The 22203-nt window shown below is 51.3% G+C and carries 19 protein-coding genes; 4 read left to right on the top strand and 15 right to left on the bottom strand.

The window, feature by feature from the left end; all coding sequences use genetic code 11:
• Positions 1 to 184: 184 nt before the first annotated feature.
• The 5 genes from tgt to coaD form a co-directional block, all read right to left on the bottom strand.
• Positions 185 to 1318, bottom strand: coding sequence for a tRNA guanosine(34) transglycosylase Tgt (tgt, locus tag LDL70_RS05600; protein WP_116088114.1), 1134 nt, complete (start codon positions 1316 to 1318; stop codon positions 185 to 187).
• A 70-nt stretch (positions 1319 to 1388) separates the two neighbouring features.
• On the bottom strand, positions 1389 to 2465 hold the full coding sequence (queA, locus tag LDL70_RS05595; RefSeq protein WP_225687665.1) for a tRNA preQ1(34) S-adenosylmethionine ribosyltransferase-isomerase QueA: 1077 nt from the start codon (positions 2463 to 2465) through the stop codon (positions 1389 to 1391).
• A gap of 142 nt (positions 2466 to 2607) precedes the next feature.
• Complete coding sequence (locus LDL70_RS05590) at positions 2608 to 3114, bottom strand: peptidylprolyl isomerase (RefSeq protein WP_220159508.1); 507 nt, start codon at positions 3112 to 3114, stop codon at positions 2608 to 2610.
• 58 nt (positions 3115 to 3172) lie between these two features.
• Positions 3173 to 3772 carry a peptidylprolyl isomerase gene (locus LDL70_RS05585; protein ID WP_116088116.1) on the bottom strand — a complete coding sequence of 200 codons (600 nt, stop codon included), beginning with the start codon at positions 3770 to 3772 and terminating at the stop codon, positions 3173 to 3175.
• A 26-nt stretch (positions 3773 to 3798) separates the two neighbouring features.
• Entirely contained in the window at positions 3799 to 4293 is a 495-nt protein-coding gene (gene coaD, locus LDL70_RS05580) for a pantetheine-phosphate adenylyltransferase (RefSeq protein ID WP_225687664.1), read from the bottom strand.
• 291 nt (positions 4294 to 4584) lie between these two features.
• On the opposite strand from coaD, the gene LDL70_RS05575 reads away from it, so the two are divergent.
• A complete protein-coding gene (locus LDL70_RS05575; protein WP_022710388.1) occupies positions 4585 to 4764 on the top strand; it encodes a hypothetical protein in 180 nt (59 codons plus the stop codon).
• 201 nt (positions 4765 to 4965) lie between these two features.
• Here the strand turns inward: LDL70_RS05575 and gyrA are convergent, their stop codons facing one another.
• Complete coding sequence (gyrA, locus tag LDL70_RS05570; protein ID WP_370637808.1) at positions 4966 to 7695, bottom strand: DNA gyrase subunit A; 2730 nt, start codon at positions 7693 to 7695, stop codon at positions 4966 to 4968.
• A gap of 398 nt (positions 7696 to 8093) precedes the next feature.
• Here gyrA and LDL70_RS05565 point away from each other — a divergent pair, with 398 nt between their 5' ends.
• Entirely contained in the window at positions 8094 to 8726 is a 633-nt protein-coding gene (locus tag LDL70_RS05565; protein WP_022710390.1) for a MarC family protein, read from the top strand.
• A gap of 51 nt (positions 8727 to 8777) precedes the next feature.
• Here the strand turns inward: LDL70_RS05565 and LDL70_RS05560 are convergent, their stop codons facing one another.
• Complete coding sequence (locus LDL70_RS05560; protein WP_151159299.1) at positions 8778 to 9323, bottom strand: single-stranded DNA-binding protein; 546 nt, start codon at positions 9321 to 9323, stop codon at positions 8778 to 8780.
• A 157-nt stretch (positions 9324 to 9480) separates the two neighbouring features.
• Positions 9481 to 10098, bottom strand: a complete 618-nt coding sequence (rpsD, locus tag LDL70_RS05555; protein WP_022711609.1) for a 30S ribosomal protein S4 — start codon at positions 10096 to 10098, stop codon at positions 9481 to 9483.
• Positions 10099 to 10981: 883 nt separating this feature from the next.
• Between rpsD and LDL70_RS05550 the strand changes: the two genes are divergently transcribed.
• Positions 10982 to 11377, top strand: coding sequence for a BspC domain-containing protein (locus LDL70_RS05550; RefSeq protein ID WP_225687661.1), 396 nt, complete (start codon positions 10982 to 10984; stop codon positions 11375 to 11377).
• A 145-nt stretch (positions 11378 to 11522) separates the two neighbouring features.
• Here the strand turns inward: LDL70_RS05550 and LDL70_RS05545 are convergent, their stop codons facing one another.
• Entirely contained in the window at positions 11523 to 11975 is a 453-nt protein-coding gene (locus tag LDL70_RS05545) for a helix-turn-helix domain-containing protein (protein ID WP_225687659.1), read from the bottom strand.
• A 190-nt stretch (positions 11976 to 12165) separates the two neighbouring features.
• On the opposite strand from LDL70_RS05545, the gene LDL70_RS05540 reads away from it, so the two are divergent.
• Positions 12166 to 12807 (top strand): NAD(P)-dependent oxidoreductase, encoded by a 642-nt coding sequence (locus LDL70_RS05540; protein ID WP_225687657.1) that lies wholly within the window; start codon positions 12166 to 12168, stop codon positions 12805 to 12807.
• Between the two features lie 41 nt (positions 12808 to 12848).
• Here the strand turns inward: LDL70_RS05540 and map are convergent, their stop codons facing one another.
• The 6 genes from map to proS form a co-directional block, all read right to left on the bottom strand.
• A complete protein-coding gene (gene map / locus LDL70_RS05535; RefSeq protein ID WP_225687655.1) occupies positions 12849 to 13646 on the bottom strand; it encodes a type I methionyl aminopeptidase in 798 nt (265 codons plus the stop codon).
• Positions 13643 to 13855 carry a ParD-like family protein gene (locus LDL70_RS05530; protein ID WP_121992721.1) on the bottom strand — a complete coding sequence of 71 codons (213 nt, stop codon included), beginning with the start codon at positions 13853 to 13855 and terminating at the stop codon, positions 13643 to 13645. The genes map and LDL70_RS05530 overlap by 4 nt, the downstream gene beginning before the upstream one ends.
• Before the next feature lie 76 nt (positions 13856 to 13931).
• Positions 13932 to 17435 (bottom strand): DNA polymerase III subunit alpha, encoded by a 3504-nt coding sequence (gene dnaE, locus LDL70_RS05525; RefSeq protein WP_225687653.1) that lies wholly within the window; start codon positions 17433 to 17435, stop codon positions 13932 to 13934.
• Between the two features lie 772 nt (positions 17436 to 18207).
• Positions 18208 to 18912, bottom strand: coding sequence for an ABC transporter ATP-binding protein (locus LDL70_RS05520; RefSeq protein WP_225688406.1), 705 nt, complete (start codon positions 18910 to 18912; stop codon positions 18208 to 18210).
• An 8-nt stretch (positions 18913 to 18920) separates the two neighbouring features.
• Positions 18921 to 20147 (bottom strand): lipoprotein-releasing ABC transporter permease subunit, encoded by a 1227-nt coding sequence (locus tag LDL70_RS05515; protein WP_225688404.1) that lies wholly within the window; start codon positions 20145 to 20147, stop codon positions 18921 to 18923.
• Between the two features lie 143 nt (positions 20148 to 20290).
• The gene (gene proS / locus LDL70_RS05510) at positions 20291 to 21619 is read right to left on the bottom strand and encodes a proline--tRNA ligase (protein WP_225687651.1); all 1329 of its coding nucleotides are present in this window, start codon (positions 21617 to 21619) and stop codon (positions 20291 to 20293) included.
• Positions 21620 to 22203 lie beyond the last annotated feature (584 nt).

The following is a 22203-nucleotide window of genomic DNA, read 5'->3' as shown; positions in this document are numbered from 1 at the left end:
GCAAGCGCGGGTGTAAAAGCCAGCCTGTCAGCTGAAGAAACGGTTCGTTTTGACAGTGAACTCTCTCAAGTTTTACTGAAAGGTTTTCCTGAAGACCCTCTGGCAATTCCCCATCGGGTCTGGGCTGTCACAGCGCGCAACACAAAATAAAAAAGCGGGATTTCTCCCGCTTTTTTATTGCCTGTTACAGAGGCGAAATATCGCCTTTGGCCCATTCCGCTGTCGTCTCTTCGAAGAAGTCATTGAAGCGACCCGCTTCAATCGCATCACGGATACCCTGCATCAGATACTGATAATAATGCAGATTGTTCCATGTCAGCAGCATACCGCCCAGCGCCTCATTCGATTTCACCAGATGATGCAGATAAGCGCGGCTATATTGGCTTGATGCCGGACAGGTAGACATTTCATCCAGCGGGCGATGATCTTCCGCATGACGCGCATTACGCAGGTTCACCTTACCGCGACGGGTAAAGGCCAGACCGTGGCGGCCTGCACGGGTTGGCATAACGCAGTCGAACATATCAATGCCGCGCGCAACCGATTTCAGCATATCATCCGGTGTACCAACGCCCATCAGATAGCGTGGTTTTTCGTGCGGCAGGATCGGACAGGTCACATCCAGCATATCCAGCATTACCTGCTGCGGCTCACCAACAGCCAGACCACCAACGGCATAGCCTTTGAGATCCATATCCTTCAGCGCCTGTGCGGATTGCTCGCGCAGCTGCACATTATCGCCGCCCTGCACAATACCGAACATCGCCTTGCCCGGCTGATCGCCGAAGGCCACTTTACAACGCTCAGCCCAACGCAGTGACAGCTCCATTGCCTTCTGCATCACATTGAAGGATGCAGGCAGTGCGGTACATTCGTCGAGCTGCATCTGAATATCGCTATCGAGCAGCCCCTGAATTTCAATGGAACGCTCCGGCGACATTTCATAAGCGCGGCCGTCAATATGCGAGCGGAAGGTAACGCCCTGCTCTGTCAGCTTGCGCAACTGTGCCAGTGACATCACCTGAAAACCGCCGGAATCGGTCAGGATTGGCCCCTGCCAGCCGCCAAACTCATGCAAACCGCCAAGGCGTGCCACGCGCTCGGCACCCGGACGCAGCATCAGGTGATAGGTATTGCCGAGGATGATATCCGCGCCAAGGTCTTTGACCTGATCCATATACATGGCTTTGACGGTGCCTGCGGTGCCAACCGGCATAAAGGCCGGTGTGCGGATAGTGCCGCGCGGCATAGTAATTTCACCGCGCCGTGCTTTGCCGTCTGTTGCCAGCACTTTAAATTCAAAATTTTCACTAGTCATATCAAAATCTCTTAGTATTATTTTTCGCAGTTTCGGACGGAAAACCGGCTTCCACTTTTCCTGAAACTGCTCAGGCGTCGCGACGCGTCAGAAGGCTGGCATCGCCATAGGAATAAAACCGGTATTCATTGTTGATGGCATGGGCATAGGCCGCCTGCATTGTCTCGAAACCGCTGAAAGCCGAGACCAGCATGAACAATGTCGAGCGCGGCAGATGGAAATTGGTCATCAGCATATCAATCGCACGGAACTTATAGCCGGGTGTGATGAAGATATCGGTCGCGCCTGACCAAGGACGGATAATGCCGTCCTCACCGGTTGCGCTCTCAATCAGGCGCAGCGACGTCGTGCCGACAGAGATAATCCGCCCGCCCCGCTCATGCACATGATTGAGTGCTGCTGCGGTTTCCTCTGAGACATAGCCGATTTCCGCATGCATTTTGTGATCGGCAGTATCATCCGCTTTCACCGGCAGGAAGGTGCCTGCACCTACATGCAGGGTCACAAAATGCTCTTCCACGCCCTTGGCGCGGATACGCTCCAGCAGCTCCGGTGTGAAATGCAGACCGGCAGTTGGTGCTGCGACAGCCCCCTCTTCACGCGCATAGACAGTTTGATAATCCTGTCTGTCCTGCGCATCTTCCGCCCGTTTGGACGCGATATAAGGCGGCAGCGGAATATGACCGACCGAAGCAATCGCTTCATCCAGCACGGCACCGGAGACATCAAACACCAGCAGCACTTCACCGCTGTCGTGCTTTTCTGCAACCAGAGCATCCAGCGTGCCTAAAAAACAGCTGGAACCCGAATGGCCGAAACGAATGCGCTCGCCTTCCTTCACGCGCTTTGCAGGGCGCAAAAATGCTTTCCAGCGGTCAGCGCCGGTGCGCATATGCAAGGTCGCACTCACGGTTGCGACTGTGCCGTCACGCTCACGCGTACCCTCAAGCTGCGCCGGAATAACTTTGGTATCATTGAAAACCAGCGCATCACCTTCGCGCAGCAAATCCGGCAGATCGCCGACATGCAGATCCTGCAAAGGCTGATCCGGAATGACGCGCAACAGTTTTGCATGATCGCGCGGGATAACCGGACGCAGCGCAATGCGCTCTTCCGGCAGGTCAAAATCAAACAGATCGACGCGCATCACTGGCCTCAATTTCGGGGAGTTCAAATTTTTCTAAAATTCGCATTGCCCTGCCATACAGAACAGCGGGCAAAAAATAAAGGGCGCGTTACGGCTTGAACCATAACGCGCCCCTCAAATCAGCAAGCTGACAGATCAGAAATTACAGATCAGCAGCGATTTTTGCAGTAGTAATTGAATCCGGATCAGTTACCGGCTCACCGCGCTTGATCTTGTCAACATTGTCCATGCCTTCAATAACCTGACCCCATACGGAGTACTGGCGATCCAGCCAAGGTGCATCAGCAAAGCAGATATAGAACTGGGAGTTAGCCGAGTTCGGGTTCTGGCTGCGTGCCATCGAGCAGGTACCGCGTACGTGCTTGGTATTGGTGAATTCTGCTTTCAGGTCAGGCTTGTCTGAACCGCCCATACCGGCGCGGGATGGGTTGAAGCTGGAACCGCCCTGTTTACCGAACTTCACGTCGCCGGTCTGCGCCATGAAACCATCGATCACGCGGTGAAATACAACGCCGTCATAAGCGCCTTCACGTGCCAGCTCTTTAATACGGGCAACATGACCTGGTGCCAGATCTGGATAGAGTTCGATTGCAACTGTACCTTTAGTGGTTTCCAGTACCAGTGTATTTTCCGGATCTTTATAAGCCATGGGGCTTCTCCTGTAGATTTTTCAGGCTGCAACTCAGACAGCCGCGTTTAAAGTAGAATTACTTACGATCGGCCAGAACAATGGCTTTAACGATACGGTCAGGATTATCAACCGCGCCATTGGCAGATTTGCTGCCTTTTTTGATTTTATCGACGGTTTCCATGCCGCTGACGACCTCACCGACAACAGTATACTGGCCGTTCAGGAACGAGCCTTCATCAAACATGATGAAAAACTGCGAATTGGCAGAATCCGGCGATGAGCTGCGTGCCATGCCGACGGTGCCGCGCACAAATGGCTGCTTGGAGAATTCTGCCGGAATATTACCATAGGAAGAACCGCCGGTGCCTGCGCGACCCGGATTATAGTCCTTATCCGCATTACCGAACTCTACATCACCGGTCTGCGCCATAAAACCGTCAATCACGCGGTGGAACACAACGCCGTTATAAGCACCATCGCGCACCAGTTTCTTGATCTGCTCCGCATGTTTCGGAGCCAGATCAGGACGCAGTTCAATAACGACATCACCGTCTTTCAGAGTCAGAACCACTGTATTTTCAGGGTCTGCGGCCTGCGCATTGACCGGCTGCAAAGCGGCAGTTGCTGAAAATGCGAGAAAGGCTGTGACGGCCAGTAATTTACGCAAAAAGGACATGATTTTTCCTGTGTGAAGCTAAATTCTTATTTTTTAAGCTTATGCTTTAGGGCTTTTTCGATAACAGGCGGCACGAAGCGGCTGACATCGCCCCCCATTGCCGCAATCTGGCGCACCAGTGTGGCAGTAATAAAACGCACATCGGGGGAAGCGGGCAAAAACACAGTCTGCACATCCGCTGCCAGCCCCGCATTCATACCGGCCATCTGCATTTCATAATCAAAATCAGTGGCATCGCGTAAACCGCGCACCATCAGTGTTGCATTGAAACTTCTGGCAGTGTCCACCACCAGACCGCTGAAACTGGTATAATCAATACGGCTATTATCTTTGCCGAAAGCCTGCTCTCCGGCTTCGCGCAGCAGCTCAACCCGCTCTTCAAAGCTGAACATCGGGGCTTTGCCCGGATGGACGCCGATAGCAACAATCACCTTGTCAGCCAGCCCGAGAGCCCCGCGCAGAACATCAAGATGACCATTGGTGACCGGATCAAATGATCCTGCATAGAGAGCTGTTTTCATACCCTATGAATTAATCATTATACCGACCAATTTCAATCTCTAAAGCGAAGTACATAACGGGTTCAGCAAAGAGCGGCGCAAGAACCGCTCTAAGCCTCAGTCTTACATCAAAAGCATAGGTTTACGCGCTCCCAAAGTGAACCTAGCATGAATAGACCGGTCAGAAATAATTCAAGTGAAAACGCCTATATTACCGGCAACACAGTAACCGCACAGATCTCACATGCCACAAAATGAAAGATTTTATGCAACCTTTGTGTCGCTTGCGCGTAATATAAGCGAAAGGATAAAATGATGATGCTATTTATTCTCGCAATCTCAATGATCGTCGCGATGATGTTTGCAGCCATTATCCTGATGATCGAAGAAAGTGCCTCCAGGCGTCTGAGCAATCAGAAATCCGTCTTCGACCTGCGCTCTGTACGGCGTGTCGCCCGCGGCACCAGATCAAAGCGCATTACACACGCATAAGTGAAGTGATAATATCTTGGTTTCGCCTAAATCAGGCCTAAATAGATACAAAATACCTCTTTAATCAGAGGGCAGTTGCAGCCGGAACCTCCAGTCCAGGCTTTTATTTCAAGGCGGTGTGAGAAGACACCGCCTTTTTCTTTATGTGAGCACAATAAAAAACGCCCCGTCAAAATGACGGGGCGTTTTTTGTTTCAGAACTTATTCTGCGGCAGGTTCATCACCGCCCGTTTGGGGCGTTTCCTGAACCGGTGTCTGATCACCGGCGGTTTCCGAGGTTTCATCCTCTTCATCATCGGTTTCAGAAATCCGTTCTACAGACACAACCTTTTCACCATCAGCGGTGTTAAAGATGGTAACGCCCTTGGTGGAGCGACCGGCAATGCGGATGCCGCCAACCGGCACACGGATCAGCTGACCGCCATCCGACACCAGCAGAATCTGGTCGCTTGCTTCCACAGGGAACAGCGCAACCAGCGCACCGATTTCATCTGTCTTCGATGTATCTGTAGCGCGGATACCTTTACCGCCACGGCCGGAAATACGGAATTCATAGGACGAAGAACGCTTGCCGTAACCGAACTCGCTGACTGTCAGAACAGTCTGCTCATGGGCTTTCAGCTCTTCATAGCGCTCATCATTGAGTTCCGCATCTTCGGTTACGTCTTCGCCGACAACTGCGATATCTTCCACATCATCTGAACCAAGGCTGCGGCGCTCTGCAACAGCGCGCTTCAGATAGGCTGTACGCTCAGCCGGTGTCGCTTCCACATGCTCAAGAATGGCCATGGAGATAACTTTATCGCCGTCAGCCAGATTGATACCGCGTACACCAATCGAATTACGACCGGCAAAGACGCGCACATCATCCACACGGAAACGGATACACTGGCCGCCGGCAGCGGTGAGCAGCACGTCGTCATTAACCGTACAAGTATCGACCGAGAGGATTTCATCGCCCTCTTCTTCCAGCTTCATCGCAATCTTACCATTGCGGTTAACCTGAACGAAATCGGACAGCTTGTTACGGCGCACAGTACCGCGCGTTGTGGCAAACATCACGTCGAGTTCTGCCCAGCTTGCCTCATCCTCAGGCAATGGCATGATCGTGGTGATACGTTCACCCTGCTGCAAAGGCAGCATATTAATCAATGCCTTACCGCGGGATTGCGGAGTACCGATCGGCAGACGCCAGACTTTTTCTTTATAGACGATACCGCGTGAGGAGAAGAACAGTACCGGCGTATGGGTATTGGCCACAAACAGACGGGTAACAAAATCCTCGTCCTTCGTCGCCATACCTGAACGGCCTTTACCACCACGACGCTGCGCACGATAGGTATTCAGCGGCACACGCTTGATGTAACCGGCATGGCTGACGGTGACGACCATATCTTCACGGGCGATGAGGTCTTCATCATCCATTTCAGCGCCGCCAAGGGTCAGCTCAGTACGGCGTGGCGTAGCAAATTCATCACGAACCGCAGCCATTTCATCCTTAACAATGCCGAGAATGCGCTCACGTGATGCCAGAATAGACAGGTAGTCTTTGATTTCTTCGCCGATCTTGTTCAGTTCATCAGCGATTTCATCACGGCCGAGAGCTGTCAGGCGCTGCAGGCGCAGTTCAAGAATAGCGCGTGCCTGCTCTTCCGACAGATTATAGGTGCTGTCATCATTCAGCACATGACGCGGATCGTCGATCAGACGGATCAGCGGTGCGATATCGGCTGCAGGCCAGCGGCGTGTCATCAACTGCTCACGCGCCGTTGCAGGATCCGGCGCACGGCGGATCAGTGCAATAATTTCGTCGATATTGGCAACGGCAATCGCCAGACCAACCAAGACATGCGCACGTTCGCGGGCTTTATTCAGCAGGAATTTGGTGCGGCGGCTGACAACTTCCTCACGGAAATGCACAAAAGCATTCAGCACTTCCATCAAGGTCAGAAGTTGCGGCTTACCACCATTCAGCGCCACCATATTGCAGCCGAAAGAGGTCTGCAGCGGGGTGTAGCGGTAAAGCTGGTTCAGCACCACATCAGCATTGGCATCGCGCTTCAGTTCAACAACCACGCGGTAACCGTCACGGTCAGATTCGTCGCGCAGATCGGAAATGCCTTCAATACGCTTGTCGCGTACCAGTTCGGCCATTTTCTCGATCATGCTCGCTTTATTGACCTGATACGGAATTTCCGTGATCACGATGGATTCGCGGTCATTGCGCATCGGCTCGATGGTCACACGGCCACGCATCAGCACAGAACCGCGACCGGTGCTGTAAGCCGAATAAATGCCGGAACGGCCGAGGATCAAACCACCGGTCGGGAAATCGGGCCCCGGAATGATCTCGATCATTTCTTCCAGCGACATTTCAGGATTATCGATCAGGGCAATACAGCCATTGATCACTTCACCTAAATTATGCGGAGGAATATTGGTGGCCATACCAACAGCGATACCACCGGAACCATTGACCAGCAGGTTCGGATAGCGCGCCGGAAGCACTTTAGGCTCCTGTTCGCGGCCATCATAATTGTCCTGAAAATCAACAGTGTCCTTGTCGATATCTTCGAGCAGAACCGAGGAAACTTTTTCCAGACGGCACTCGGTATAACGCATCGCAGCGGCACTGTCGCCGTCGATGGAACCGAAGTTACCCTGCCCGTCAACCAGTGGTTCGCGCATGGAGAAGTCCTGCGCCATACGCACCAGCGCATCATAGATAGAGGCGTCACCATGCGGATGGTATTTACCCATCACTTCACCGACGACACCGGCAGATTTACGGTAGGAGCGGTTCCAGGCGAGCCCCATCTCATTCATGGCATGGAGAATACGCCGGTGGACCGGCTTCAACCCGTCACGAACATCAGGAAGCGCGCGGCTGACGATAACGCTCATAGCGTAATCGAGGTAGGACCGCTGCATCTCCTCCACAATAGAAATCGGTTCAATGCCGTTAAATTCGTCTGAACCGGGCGGCGGAGTAAGGTCTGTCACTATTCAAATATCTTTCATAAAGAATCGATTAGTTTTGATAGATTGTACTCTATCCCATAACATCAAAATCACGAAATTTCGACTGCCTTGCGGCGGCCTTCATACACACCAAATATAGCCGATTTTGTGCTTTTTTGGCATATTTATCACCCTGTCACGCATAAATCAGAGAATATTCTTGTTTCCCGTTCGGGACGGGGGCAAATGCATCAGAATACTTCATCAATCGGCCTTTCAGAACCGGCACAAGAACCATCTTGCGCTTATACGGCAAAGACAGGCATAATTCTTACAATCATTCATAAAGAACAAGAACAGGAACACGGATGAGCTTTTATGACAGTCTCTTCAGCGCCTTTGTCACACTGCTCGTAACCATTGATCCGCCGGGGCTTGCACCGTTATTTCTTGCCGTTACCACCGGCATGGATCGCCGCGAACGGGCACAGGTTGCCAAACGCGCCAGCATCATCGCCTTTATCATCCTCGCGCTCTTTGCCATTGCCGGCGCACAAATTCTGATGTTGTTCGGCATCACGCTCGGCGCGTTCCGCGTTGCCGGTGGTCTTTTGCTGTTCTGGATCGCATTTGAAATGATCTTTGAGCGCCGTCAGGAACGCCATGAGAAAAGCGCGACGGTCGCCATCACCAAAGACCATATCCGCAATGTTGCCGCCTTCCCGCTGGCCATTCCGCTGATTGCCGGCCCGGGCGCTATTTCCGCCACAGTCCTTCTCGGCGGTACATTTCCGACCATTGGCAGCAGACTTGCTTTGCTCGGCATTCTGCTCGCCTGTATCGTGCTTTCTTACATCGTATTCCTGCTCGCAGAGCGCGTGGATCGCTTTCTGGGAGAGACAGGCCGCTCCATCCTCACCCGCCTGCTCGGCGTTATCCTTGCGGCTCTGGCTGTGCAATTTGTGGCGGATGGTATCAGGTCATTGATTGTAGGAAGCTAAACAAAAAAAGCCCGCGTCAAACGCGGGCTTTTCTTTTTGAGAGAATAAATCTCAGAACGGAATATCATCATCCAAATCATGGCTGAAACCGCCGGACTGCTGCTGCGGGCTGGAACGGCCGAAATCATTACCGCCGCCGCTGCTGCCATAGTCACCGCCGCGCGATGAACCGCCGCCACCGGCAAAGCGATCACCGCCGCTGCCGCTGCCTTCAAAACGGCCGCCGCCACCGCCGCCGCCTTCGCCACGGCTGTCGAGCATCTGCAACTCACCGCGGAATTTCTGCAACACGATTTCAGTTGTGTAGCGTTCATTGCCGTTCTGGTCTGTCCATTTGCGGGTCTGCAACTGACCTTCAATGTAAACCTTGGCGCCTTTTTTCAGATACTGTTCTGCAACTTTGGCCAGATTTTCGTTGAAGATTACAACGCTGTGCCATTCGGTCTTGTCCTTACGCTCACCGGACTGGCGGTCGCGCCAGCTTTCCGATGTTGCGATACGCAGGTTTGCAACCGGCTCACCGGAGTTCAGACGGCGGATTTCAGGATCCGCTCCGAGATTACCGACGAGAATAACTTTATTGACTGAGCCTGCCATAGACCTGCACTCCAGATTTTTTTCTTACAGTTTGCGTGACAATACATAAGGCAGCTCCCCGAAGAAAGGGAAAGATAGCTTATCCAAAACAAAAAAGCCGCCGCGGAAATCCGCAGCGGCTCTGATTTCACAGCGGATAATTCCGCCATACTCACGATTAACGGGAGTAATATTCAACAACCAGATTTGGTTCCATCTGAACGGCGTATGGAACGTCGGACAGGCCTGGAACGCGGCTGTATGTTGCAGTCAGCTTGCCGTGGTCAGCAACGATGTAGTCAGGAACATCGCGTTCTGCGAGCTGAACAGCTTCCAGAACGATAACCAGCTGCTTGGACTTTTCGCGAACTTCAACAACGTCACCAGCCTTCAGGCGGTAGGACTGAATGTTAACGCGACGACCGTTTACGTTTACGTGACCGTGGTTGATGAACTGACGGGCAGCAAAAATGGTCGGTACGAATTTGGCGCGGTATACAACTGCGTCCAGACGGCTTTCCAGCAGACCGATCAGGTTTTCACCGGTATCGCCTTTACGACGAGCAGCTTCTTCGTAAGTTTTACGGAACTGCTTTTCGGAGATATCGCCGTAGAAGCCTTTCAGCTTCTGCTTTGCGCGCAGCTGAATACCGAAGTCGGACAGCTTGCCCTTACGGCGCTGACCGTGCTGGCCCGGGCCGTATTCACGACGGTTTACAGGGGATTTAGGACGACCCCAGATGTTTTCACCAAGACGACGATCAATTTTATATTTGGAAGATTCGCGCTTACTCATCGCATTTCCCTTTAAAAGTTTTACCGGCGCGGCAGCTTGTCTGCCTCGCTCGAAGGAAACGCGCCCTCCTCTGCCTTCTTGTTGTGAAGACTGACAGAATATTGCGACAGCGAATGTGGCAATTATTCACGGGACACGTCAACAGATACGGGGAATCTGTAAAGACGCCCTGAAATCCTGAGCGGCTTTTAAGGAGTGAAAGCCTGTCTTGTCAAGGCCTGCGGCGCAGACAGCGGCTTGTTTCCGTATCTTGATCCGAAACCGGCCACTTATGTTTCAAAACACATGCCGGTTTCTTGCGTTGCAACATTGCCATTCCTTGAATCTTGCCTCAACTTAAATATGCGGCATTCCAAGAACAGAGATCGGCATGATAAAATTTATAATACGCATATATCCTGATGTAATCGCTGTTTTGTGCGGCCTTCTCATTATCCCGTGGATACTCGGCGTTCCCGGGCGGCCGACACCGGCTCAATTATCAGGCTGGAACATCGGGTTTATCGCCATATGCACCTATCTGCTACTCTATCAAACTATAAAATCCGTGAGAAATTTTGAGTTTTATAAAAAGAAGATTTCAATTCACCGGCCTGTTTCAAATATTCTCACTGCTGCGGCCTTATTCATTCCTCCGCTGATGGTGGCTTCATTTCTTTTACTTGTTTATTCTTAACACCCCACATCATTGGAAATGTTTTTGAAGTGAGGAACAGAGAATTCTCGATACATATTACTGTAAAACGATATAGAAGGCAGCTTTTAACCCTCATTTACACCAAAATAGATCATAGTTTTCAGCGATATTTTAAGAACCAATATTAATCAGATCATCACGATCAACAGGTATATTACATTCAATCAATAACCGGCAGGATTTGCTATGTTAACTCTTCCTTTTAAAGCCTCTGTTGTAATAATTTCTCTTATCGGCTCATCCTCCCTTGTTCAGGCGGAAGCTGTGCCAAAACAGAGCTCTGACTTTAAAGCCAATTACAATCTGGCCATCAATGACAGCAAGGCAAAGCCGGAAACCGCTTTATGCTCTGCAACAGCGCATGATCTGACCAAAAACAAGAAATATAAATATGACCGCTTCGGCTTTACGCAAGCCGATTATGATGCTGCGCAACTGAACCGCAACAACGGCAATGTAACCGTCAGGCTCAACGGCGAAGCCCGTCAGCGCAACGGCAGTGCTGCATGGGATGTAATTACAGTCGACTGCAGTGTCAGCAAAAACAAAGTCCGCTCTGTATCCGTTACCGTGAAAAAATAACACGATAAGAAAGGAAGGCGCATTGCTAAAGCGACCTGCATTCAAACCGGATCACGGCGCTCGTTCTATCTCTTGGTTTTACGCGTATCTTATCCAAAAACCGGTTCTCAGTTTTCGGGATACGCTCTGACAATGCGCCTTTGATTTATTGTTGCGCATCGAAACGTGCCCGCTCCTCACGCATGACATGACGGTTATCGACCGCCCATTGTCCCAGACTGTCAATCGGTTTTGCCAGCGACATTCCCAATGCAGTCAGCGAATATTCCACTTCCGGCGGTGAAGTCGGACGTACAGTGCGCAACACCAAACCGTCACGCTCCAATGAGCGCAAAGTCACTGTGAGCATGCGCTGCGAAATGCCCTCGATCAGACGGCGCAGCGCATTGAAGCGGATTGTACCCTGCTGAAGATTGAGAATAACCAGCAGGCTCCATGTATCCCCCACCCGATCCAGCACTTCACGGATCGGACAGGTGCCGTTTTCGTCCTCGGCGAATCCTGCGGTATCAGCCAGAATCGGCGGGGTATTTTTTCCATCATCATGCGGTGACTCTGCTGAATTTTTCTTCAGAACGGCATTCATCTGAGAGGTCATTGCCTTCTCCTTCATTGCACGCAACCGTAAAATTGAACGGTAAAGCGCGCATTTGCAGGTGGTTACTTTGAAGTGACTTACTGACTTTAAAGTGCATTCTTCACAGTCATTTCAAATCATATTACATAGTTACTTATCGTAACCTGATTAAAAATAATTCTTATCAATCTTATAATATGAGGTAAGTCCTATGTCAAAAATCGCAATCATCGGCGCCAGCGGTTATGTCGGTACAGCCCTGCTTAATGAAGCCGTGAAACGCGGCCATCAGGTGAGCGCACTTGTGCGCCATCCGGAAAAAATCGCTGCCAATGCCAATGTCACCGCCGGGAAAGCCGATGTTCTGGACACAGACGGACTGGCTGCACTGTTGAAAGGCCATGATCTGGTGATCTCCGCCTATAATCCGGGTTGGCAGGAAGCCGACATCCGCAATATTCACATCAAAGGCAGCAAATCTATCACTGAAGCTGTGAAAAAAGCCGGCATCAAACGCCTGATCGCCGTTGGCGGCGCAGGCAGCCTTGAAATCAACGGCGCTCAGCTGGTGGATTCCCCTGAATTTCCGGCGGAATATAAAGAAGGTGCGCTGGGTGCCCGTCAGGCACTCAATGATCTGAAAACCGAGAATGAACTGGACTGGTCTTTTGTCTCACCGGCAATTCTGCTGGTGCCGGGTGAAGCCACCGGCACATTCCGTCTTGGCACAGATTCTCCGGTTTTTGACGACAAAGGTGAAAGTAAAATCACCGTCGGCGATCTGGCTGTCGCCATTCTTGATGAAGCAGCACAGGGCAAACATATCCGTCAGCGCTTCACAGCAGCATATTAAAACATAAAATGAAAAAGCCCGCTAAAAGCGGGCTTTTTATATCAGGCAGGAATCAAGCCGAGACGCTTAGCCTGCGGTGAGTTCTTTTCATCTGCACGCAGGGTCAGCACCGACACGCCTGTTGCGGTCACTGCAACCGTATGCTCGAACTGAGCCGAGAGTAACCCGTCCTTTGTGGTGACAGTCCACTCATCCGCTTCGGTCTTTACATTGCGCCGCCCCTGATTGAGCATTGGCTCAATGGTGAAAACCATTCCTTGCTGCAGAAACAGGCCGGTTCCGGGTTTGCCAAAATTGAGAATTTGCGGTTCCTCATGCATTTCTCGTCCGATACCGTGACCGCAATAATCATGCACAACCGAATAGCCGTTGCGCTTGGCGTGATGCTCGATTGCCCAGCCGATATCGCCGATCCGCGCACCCGGACGCACAGCAGCAATACCCATCCACATCGCTTCATAGGCTGTGCGCACCAGCCTTTTAGCGGCAGCATTCACCTCGCCGACACAATAGGTTTTGCTGGAATCCGCGATATAGCCGTTCTTCTCCAGTGTAATGTCAAAATTGACAATATCACCGCTTTTCAGCACATCCGTTTGTGACGGCACACCGTGACAAACCACATGATTGACAGAAGAATTCAACACAAAACCGTAGCCATACTGGCCTTTACTCGCCGGACGGGATTGTAAATCCTCAATGATAAAGCGCTCGACTTTGTCGTTGATCTCAAGCGTTGAGACACCTTCAAGCGGCGTTTTATCCAGCATATCAAAGACAGAGGCCAGCAAACGCCCCGCCTCAGCCATCAGCGCCAGTTCCTGTGGTTGCTTAATCATGCTTCACTCATGCCCAGCGATGAAACAGCAACACCGGCAGCATTCAGCTCACGACGCATAATCTCTGAAAAACTGAGCGTCGGATTGGTCTCGCACAGCATGCCGATCTTAATCCAGAAAGCAGCCTGCGCATTAATAGAACGGCAGGTCACCTTGCTCGCAAGACGCAGCTGCTCATGCAACTCGTCTTCAATATTCACAATACCCATAAGGCCTCACATATGCTTCATATACATACTATATACGAAACATATATTGAGTCTCAAGATGAATAATAGTCAGCGATCAGCTGATGAGTTCCACATCGACCACACCGCTGATGGCCTTCATCGCGCTGGCTATCTGCGGGCTGATGCGGTAGCGATCCGGCAAAGCAACCTCCACCTCACGCTGACCATTATCCTTGATCACGATAAAGCTGACCTCGCCGTCACCACGGGTTTTGAAGTAAGGCACGATCTGATCGAGCGCATCGCTATTGCGCAGAAACAGACGCAGTGCCTTTTGCAGTCGGCTGGCCTCATCCTCAAGCGACACGACCGTGGCAATGCGCAGGCTCACACCTTCCGGCCGGTTCTCAGCGGAAACAGTAATTACTACCGAGCGACCGGGTTCCAGCAGATCGCGGAATTGCTGAAGCGCCTCTGAAAACAGCACCGATTCAAACTGACCTGTCGCATCAGAAAAGGCGATGATGCCCATCTTATTGCCGGTCTTGGTCTTGCGCTCCTGCTTGCTGATAACCGTACCGGCAAGACGACCGTTGGTTGCGCCTTTCTTCACCGCATTGGAGAAATCAGCCCAGCTCTGAACGCGCATTTTCTGCAGTGCTTCATTATAATCATCCAGCGGATGCGCGGAGAGATAGAAGCCTGCGGCCTGCAATTCGCGATGCAGTTTCTCTGATGATGTCCAAGGTGTTACCACTGGCAATTGCAGCTTTTCTTTCGGCACCAGACCGGTGCCAAAAATATCCGACTGCCCGCTATTGGCATTTTCCTGCGTGCGCTGAGTATAGGCCATTAGGCTATCCATACCGGAACTCAAAGCTGAACGATCTACACCGAAACAATCCAGCGCACCGGCATTAATCAGGCTTTCAAACACACGGCGGTTGACCATGCGCGGATCAACGCGCTCACAGAAATCCTCAAGGCTTTCAAACGGTTTTTCTTTCCGCTTTTCAACAATATGCTCAACGGCAGCATCACCAACGCCTTTGATCGCGGCCAGCGAATAGAAAATCTTACCTTCGCCTACCTCAAACGGGCGGTAGGATGTCATGACCGACGGCAGCACCACCTCAATACCAAGACGCAAGGCATCACGACGGAAATCATTGAGCTTTTCCGTGTTGTTCATATCATAGGTCATCGACGCGGCGAGAAACTCTGCCGGATAATGCGCCTTCAGATAGGCAGTATGATAAGAAACAATCGCATAAGCCGCAGCGTGGGATTTGTTGAAACCATAGTCAGCAAATTTGGCAAGCAGATCGAAAATCGTATTGGCCTGCGCCTTGCCGACACCGCCTTCAATCGCGCCGTCAACGAAACGGACGCGCTGCTTGTCCATTTCCTCGCGGATTTTCTTACCCATCGCGCGGCGCAGCAAATCCGCTTCACCAAGCGAATAGCCGGAAAGCTCCTGCGCGATCTGCATCACCTGCTCCTGATAAACGATAACGCCCTGCGTTTCCTTCACCAGATGGTCGATTTTCGGGTGAATAGAGGCAATCTCCTCCTCACCATGCTTGCGCGCATTATAGGTTGGAATATTCTCCATCGGACCCGGACGATAGAGCGCCACAAGCGCAATAATATCCTCAATACGGTCAGGTTTCATCCCGATGAGCGCTTTACGCATACCCACCGATTCCACCTGAAACACGCCGACCGTTTCACCGCGCGACAGCATTTCATAAGTCAGCTTATCGTCAAACGGCAGCGTTTGCAGATCGATATCGACGCCTTTACGGGCAATCAGCTTCACAGCCGTATTCAGAACCGTCAGCGTTTTCAGACCAAGAAAGTCGAACTTTACTAGACCGGCCTGCTCAACCCATTTCATATTGAACTGGGTGACAGGCATATCGGAGCGCGGATCGCGATACATCGGCACCAGTTCAGACAATGGCCGGTCACCGATAACAATACCTGCAGCGTGCGTGGAAGCGTGACGATAAAGCCCTTCCAGCTTCAGCGACATATCGAGAAGACGACCGACAACCGGCTCCTTTTCACGCTCCTCATTAATGCGCGGCTCTTCATTAATCGCCTGTCCGAGTGATACCGGATTGGCAGGGTTCGACGGCACCAATTTACACAGCCTGTCGACCTGCCCGTAAGGCATTTGCAGCACGCGACCAACGTCGCGAAGAACCGCACGCGCCTGCAACGTACCGAAAGTGATAATCTGCGCTACCTGATCACGGCCGTATTTCTGCTGCACATAGCGGATCACCTCTTCACGGCGATCCTGACAAAAGTCGATATCAAAGTCCGGCATCGACACACGATCCGGATTAAGGAAGCGCTCAAACAGCAGAGAGAAACGCAGCGGGTCCACGTCCGTAATTGTCAGCGCATAAGCAACCAACGAGCCCGCACCGGAACCACGCCCCGGCCCTACCGGAATATCCTGCAGTTTCGCCCATTTAATAAAGTCCGAAACGATCAGGAAGTAACCCGGAAATTTCATGCGGACGATGATCGAAATCTCATAATCCAGCCGTTTAATATAGTCTTCATGTGTATGGCCTTCAGCAAGGCCGAACAGCTTCAACCGCTCTTCAAGACCTTCACGTGCCTGACGCGCCATTTCATCCGCTTCTGCCTGCAAAGCGGCTTCCGGATCATCGGATTCACCGGTAAAGCGTGGCAGGATCGGCGCACGGGTTTGCGTGTACCAATGGCAGCGACGTGCAATCTCGACGGTATTTTCCAGAGCCTCCGGTAAATCGGCAAACAAAGCCGCCATTTCGCTCTGGGATTTCAGATAATGATCCGGTGTCAGACGGCGGCGGTCATCCGATGCAATGACCTGACCATCTGCAATCGCCAGCAAAGCATCATGCGCCTCATAATCTCCGCTCTGCTTAAAGAATGCCTCATTGGTTGCAACCAATGGCAGCTCATATTCATAAGCCAGATCAACCAGTTTGGATTCAAGCACACGGTCATAACCGCGCTGGCGGTGCAACTCGACATAAAGACGGTCGCCAAAGATGTTTTTTAAAAACTCAAGGCGGCTGCGCGCACGCTCTTCCCGTTCATTGCTGAGCGGTTTGCCAATCGGCCCCTCTGCCCCGCCGGTCAGAAAAATCACATCCTCTGACAAATCCGGTAACCAGTCGGCGCGAATATGCACCGGATCACCGGCTTCTGTTTCCAGATAGGAACGGCTGACCAGCCGCACCATATTGGCATAGCCTTCCTCACTGGAAGCCAGCAGTACCACCGGCGACAAGTCCAGCGCATCGCGGCGGTTGATCGCACGGCCTTCCGGCTGATGGTCGCCAAAGGCAATATCAACAACACAGCCGATAATCGGCTGCACACCATCTTTCGACGCCTTCTGCGCAAATTCCAATGCGCCGAAGAGATTATTCGTGTCTGTTACGGCAATTGCAGGCGCATTATCATCCTTGGCATGGCCGATAATTTTGCCGATTTGCAATGCCCCTTCCAGCAATGAATAAGCCGAATGCGTACGCAAATGAATAAATACCGGCGCACCGGCAGGTAATTCAGAAGCAGCTACGGCAGAAACATCAGAAGGCAAAGGCATATACTCCGTCATTGCAACCATCGCCTGCCCGTTTGTGCAGTGATGTATCGCAGTACAAAGCCTTACATAGAAACTGCATTCCAAAAATAACAGTTCTGTAAGACGGGAAAATCAAACCGGATAATGAACTGAAGCCTGTCAGACTCCGCCCATTCATCAGATCCTTTTTCCCGCAATGCCGTCATGATGTCCAGATGCATAAGTGCATTCCGTCAATCATTACACATTCTATATCTCTAGTCGGCTATATCTCTAGCTGGCTATATCTTCAGCCAGCTACATCTTTACACAGAGCGTGCCGCGTTTAATTCTATCCGCTCTGCTCGCTCTATCTTCTTGTTTTACGCATGTCGCATAGGAAAACCGGTGCCCACTTTTCCGCGACATGCTCTGGTTAAATCAGGCTTTGAGCAGCCTCAGAACGCTGCCAGCCACATAGCAAAAGTTGCTACAAACAAACCGATGGAAATGAATGACATAACATCACGAACCAGATCAGACATGATATGAACTCCATTTGTTCCTGTATGTATGCAATTTGTTCCATTATTGTTCCGCAGTCAACCCCTCTTTGTTCACGTAAAAACATCTATAGTTAGTGAAATATGAACCGCTGATCTGCCACCTTGTTATGCAGACAGCACCTGTTTTATTTTTGATTGTAGTTTCAGCTATTTAAGCCGCAGCTCTTTTTTCCGTATCTACAGAACAAATAAAAATGCCGCATGCATATTTCAGCATACGGCATTCAATAATTCAGCTTGTCTTGCAATCAGGCGGCAGGTTTTCTCAAATCGAGATTAACAATCTTGCCGTCTTTCAGTGTAACGCAACGATCCATCCGTCGTGCCAGATCATGATTATGCGTTGCGATCAGCGCAGACAGGCCGGACTGACGCACCAGCGCCTCCAGTGCCTGAAACACATAGGATGATGTTGACGGATCGAGATTGCCTGTCGGTTCATCCGCAAACAGCACCAGCGGTGCATTAGCAACTGCACGGGCAATGGCCACACGCTGCTGTTCACCACCGGACAACTCCGACGGGCGGTGCGAAGAGCGGGGCCCGATACGCATATAATCCAGCAAATTTTGCGCACGCTGTGATGCAACTTTGGATGACAGGCCACGCAACATTTGCGGCACCATCACATTTTCAAGCGCGGTAAATTCCGGCAGCAAATGATGGAACTGATAGACGAAGCCCAGATCATTGCGGCGCATGGCTGTACGTTCATCGTCATCCAGCTGTGCGCAGGAAGTTTTGCCTAATATCACATCACCGGAATCCGGCTTTTCCAGCAGTCCTGCCGTATGCAGCAGGGTGGATTTACCGGCACCGGATGGTGCAACCAGCGCCACCATTTCACCGCGCATCAGCGTGAAATTCGCATCTTTAAGAATAGTCAGCTCACGGTCTGCTTCATGATAGCTGCGGCAGACATTTTTCAGCTGGAGGATCGGCTCTCCGGACATTGCAGCCATTATTCGTACCTCAGCGCTTCAACAGGATCGAGTTTGGCCGCACGCCAAGCCGGAAAAATCGTTGCAATAAATGACAAGAACAGCGCCATACCAATAACAGAAAGCGTTTCACTGAGATTCATTTCAGCCGGAAGCTGACTCAGGAAATAAAGCTCCGGATTAAACAAAGTTGTGCCCGACAACCATGAGAAGAACGCACGGATACGCTCCACATTGAGGCACACGACAACGCCGAGCACCACGCCTGCCAGCGTTCCCGTGACACCGATCGCCGCACCGGTCATCAGGAAAATACGCATGATTGCACCGCGGGTTGCGCCCATTGTGCGCAGGATCGCGATGTCACGCCCCTTATCTTTCACCAGCATTATCAGACCGGAAATAATATTTAGTGCCGCCACCAGAACGATCAGCGTGAGGATCATGAACATCACGTTACGCTCAACCTGTAGGGCTGAGAAGAATGTGGCATTACGCTGGCGCCAGTCAGTCAGCATCACAGGGCGTTCTGCCGCCTCTTCCACACCGGCACGCAGATCATCAACCTTGTCCGGATTATCGGCAAAGACCTCAATCGACTGGACACGGTCTTCCTGATTGAAGAACAATTGCGCTTCGCCCAAAGGCATCAGCACAATAGACGCATCATATTCCGACATGCCGATCTCGAAGATCGCCTTGATCGGATAGGCCTTTGTACGGGCATTCACACCAAACGGCGTTACGTCACCATCCGGCGAAATGATTTTCAGATCATCGCCCACGCCCAGACCGAGATTCTGCGCCATACGGGTACCAATGGCCACACCGTCAGACGTATCAAAACTCGCGAAAGTACCGGATTTCACATTCTTGGCGATCAGCTCAAGCTTATTCACATCCTGCTCGCGCAGACCACGCACCAGCGCACCAGTGCCTGCACCGATACTGCCCTGCACCAGAGCCTGACCTTCAACGACCGGAATAGCGAATTTCACGCCTTGCAGCGCATCCATACGCTTCACCAGATGATCGTAATCTTCCAGCGGACTGTCGATCGGCGCAACAATCAGGTGGCCGTTGATACCGAGAATACGGTTGAGGAGCTCCGTGCGGAAGCCGTTCATCACCGCCATAACGATGATGAGTGTGGCCACGCCGAGCATGATGCCGGTGAATGAAAAACCGGCAATCACAGAAATAAAAGCCTCGCGACGGCGGGAACGCAGATAGCGCCATGCAATCATACGTTCCAGTGAGGAGAATGGTCCGGTGCCCTGACGCTGTGCCTGAGCTGCCGGTTTCTTTTCCTGTTGTTTCTTTGGCAATTTATCGAGCAATTGCGCTCCCCCGTTGCCTTGATTTCCACCTGTCGCAGGCTTTTTGAACATTACTGCCCCGCAGTCAGAAGATTGATTGCGGCTTCAACAGTCATAGTCTGACGTTCACCGGTTTTACGATCTTTGACTTCAACTTCGCCATTGGCAACGCTGCGCGGACCGGCAATGACCTGTACCGGCACACCGATCAGATCCATGGTTGCGAATTTCGAACCCGGACGGTCGTCGCTGTCATCGAGCAGAGGATCAAGACCGGCATTGGTCAGGGCTTCATAGAGCTTTTCCGATACAGCATCACAAGCCGCATCGCCAGGCTTCATATTGACGATACCTGCACCAAACGGCGCAATGGCTTTCGGCCAGATGATACCGTTTTCATCATGGGATGCTTCAATCGTTGCAGCAACCACGCGTGAAGGGCCGATACCGTAAGAGCCCATGGAAACCAGATGTTCTTTACCATCAGGTCCCTGCACTTTCGCGCCCATTGGCTCGGAATATTTGGTGCCGAAATGGAAGATGTGACCAACTTCAATACCGCGTGCAGCAACCTGATTACCTGCATCGACTTTTGCCCATACGGCTTCATCGTGCATTTCTTCCGTTGCAGCGTAAGGCGTTGTCCACTGGTCAACGATAGATGCCATTGCCGCATCATCGAAGAAGTCGATATCCGCACCCGGCACTTTCAGATCGAGATAAGCGCGGTCACAGAAAACCTGACTTTCACCAGTATCCGCCAGAATAATAAATTCATGGGACAGATCGCCGCCGATCGGGCCGGTATCCGCACGCATCGGAACCACCTGCACGCCAATACGGGAGAATGTGCGCAGATAAGAAACGAACATGCGATAGTAAGCAGCTTTCGCGCCTTCATAATTCAGGTCGAAAGAATAAGCATCTTTCATCAGGAATTCGCGTGAACGCATCACGCCGAAACGCGGACGCACTTCGTCACGGAATTTCCACTGAATGTGATAGAGATTCAGCGGCAGGTCTTTATATGAACGCACATAGGAACGGAAAATATCGGTGACCATTTCTTCATTGGTCGGGCCGAACAGCATTTCACGCTCGGAGCGGTCTTTAATGCGCAGCATTTCCTTGCCGTAAGCATCATAGCGGCCGCTTTCGCGCCACAGATCAGCAGACTGGATTGTCGGCATCAGAATTTCATTACCGCCAGCGCGGTTCTGCTCTTCACGAATGATCGTATTGACCTTGTTCAGAACCTTCAGACCCAGCGGCAGCCATGTGTAAATACCGGCTGACTGCTGGCGGATCATCCCCGCACGCAGCATCAGACGATGGGAGACAATTTCTGCCTCTTTTGGATTTTCTTTCAGGATCGGCAAAAAGAATCGCGACATACGCATGGAGGAACCACCGGAAATTGCTCCCGATCCCGTTAGAATCAGGAAAAAACACATAAAATCTCTCGTGTTTATTAACCACTTATCATGGCAATGAAAACCCGTCTCACGCAGTGCGGAGCCAGCAAATCTTCAGTCACGAAGGCATGCAGACCTGACGGATAAAGCCTGCCAAATTATGGCAGCGCCCGATGATTCCTTATATTTCAGGAGATCGGGATAAAAATAATGTGAGCTTTACAGCATTTCCCGCTGCCTGAACGGCAAAAGACAGGTTCAGCTTCAGTTTTATTTATTTGTGACAATTTTTTTACATTTTTGATTTTCATCCAAAAAGCACTCTAAAAACTGCAATTCCTGTGAAAATTTCATTTTAAATCGAATTAAAAACATTGAATTTTGCTTTTCGGCTTCAATTCTTATGGCATTTTTGTGTCCCCGCTTAAAAAAACGCGTGACAACTGATATTTCTCATTCTATTTTCCAAGCAACGACAACAGAGAGCAGGCTTAACTACTCTCTCACGCGGTCAAAGTCTTGGGAGGATGCAACTCAGGCGCGGTATTTCGCAGCCGCCTGTAACAAGG

The sequence above is a fragment of the Pseudochrobactrum sp. XF203 genome, assembly GCF_020341615.1.
Taxonomy (GTDB): Bacteria; Pseudomonadota; Alphaproteobacteria; order Rhizobiales; family Rhizobiaceae; genus Pseudochrobactrum; species Pseudochrobactrum saccharolyticum.
The sequence above is the reverse complement of the archived record's forward strand: the minus strand, read 5'-3'. Positions and strand labels throughout refer to the sequence as shown.

What these genes read in the sequence shown, in the direction of transcription:
- LDL70_RS05520 (WP_225688406.1), bottom strand. Translation starts at nt 18,912, where the DNA reads ATGTCCGGAGAGCCGATCCTCCAGCTGAAAAATGTCTGCCGCAGCTAT.
- LDL70_RS05530 (WP_121992721.1), bottom strand. Translation starts at nt 13,855, where the DNA reads ATGGGTATTGTGAATATTGAAGACGAGTTGCATGAGCAGCTGCGTCTT.
- tgt (WP_116088114.1), bottom strand. Translation starts at nt 1,318, where the DNA reads ATGACTAGTGAAAATTTTGAATTTAAAGTGCTGGCAACAGACGGCAAA.
- LDL70_RS05565 (WP_022710390.1), top strand. Translation starts at nt 8,094, where the DNA reads ATGAGCTTTTATGACAGTCTCTTCAGCGCCTTTGTCACACTGCTCGTA.
- LDL70_RS05545 (WP_225687659.1), bottom strand. Translation starts at nt 11,975, where the DNA reads ATGACCTCTCAGATGAATGCCGTTCTGAAGAAAAATTCAGCAGAGTCA.
- LDL70_RS05515 (WP_225688404.1), bottom strand. Translation starts at nt 20,147, where the DNA reads ATGATTGCATGGCGCTATCTGCGTTCCCGCCGTCGCGAGGCTTTTATT.
- LDL70_RS05585 (WP_116088116.1), bottom strand. Translation starts at nt 3,772, where the DNA reads ATGTCCTTTTTGCGTAAATTACTGGCCGTCACAGCCTTTCTCGCATTT.
- dnaE (WP_225687653.1), bottom strand. Translation starts at nt 17,435, where the DNA reads ATGCCTTTGCCTTCTGATGTTTCTGCCGTAGCTGCTTCTGAATTACCT.
- LDL70_RS05560 (WP_151159299.1), bottom strand. Translation starts at nt 9,323, where the DNA reads ATGGCAGGCTCAGTCAATAAAGTTATTCTCGTCGGTAATCTCGGAGCG.
- proS (WP_225687651.1), bottom strand. Translation starts at nt 21,619, where the DNA reads ATGCGTATGTCGCGATTCTTTTTGCCGATCCTGAAAGAAAATCCAAAA.
- rpsD (WP_022711609.1), bottom strand. Translation starts at nt 10,098, where the DNA reads ATGAGTAAGCGCGAATCTTCCAAATATAAAATTGATCGTCGTCTTGGT.
- LDL70_RS05590 (WP_220159508.1), bottom strand. Translation starts at nt 3,114, where the DNA reads ATGGCTTATAAAGATCCGGAAAATACACTGGTACTGGAAACCACTAAA.
- LDL70_RS05550 (WP_225687661.1), top strand. Translation starts at nt 10,982, where the DNA reads ATGTTAACTCTTCCTTTTAAAGCCTCTGTTGTAATAATTTCTCTTATC.
- queA (WP_225687665.1), bottom strand. Translation starts at nt 2,465, where the DNA reads ATGCGCGTCGATCTGTTTGATTTTGACCTGCCGGAAGAGCGCATTGCG.
- LDL70_RS05575 (WP_022710388.1), top strand. Translation starts at nt 4,585, where the DNA reads ATGATGATGCTATTTATTCTCGCAATCTCAATGATCGTCGCGATGATG.
- LDL70_RS05540 (WP_225687657.1), top strand. Translation starts at nt 12,166, where the DNA reads ATGTCAAAAATCGCAATCATCGGCGCCAGCGGTTATGTCGGTACAGCC.
- coaD (WP_225687664.1), bottom strand. Translation starts at nt 4,293, where the DNA reads ATGAAAACAGCTCTCTATGCAGGATCATTTGATCCGGTCACCAATGGT.
- map (WP_225687655.1), bottom strand. Translation starts at nt 13,646, where the DNA reads ATGATTAAGCAACCACAGGAACTGGCGCTGATGGCTGAGGCGGGGCGT.
- gyrA (WP_370637808.1), bottom strand. Translation starts at nt 7,695, where the DNA reads ATGCAGCGGTCCTACCTCGATTACGCTATGAGCGTTATCGTCAGCCGC.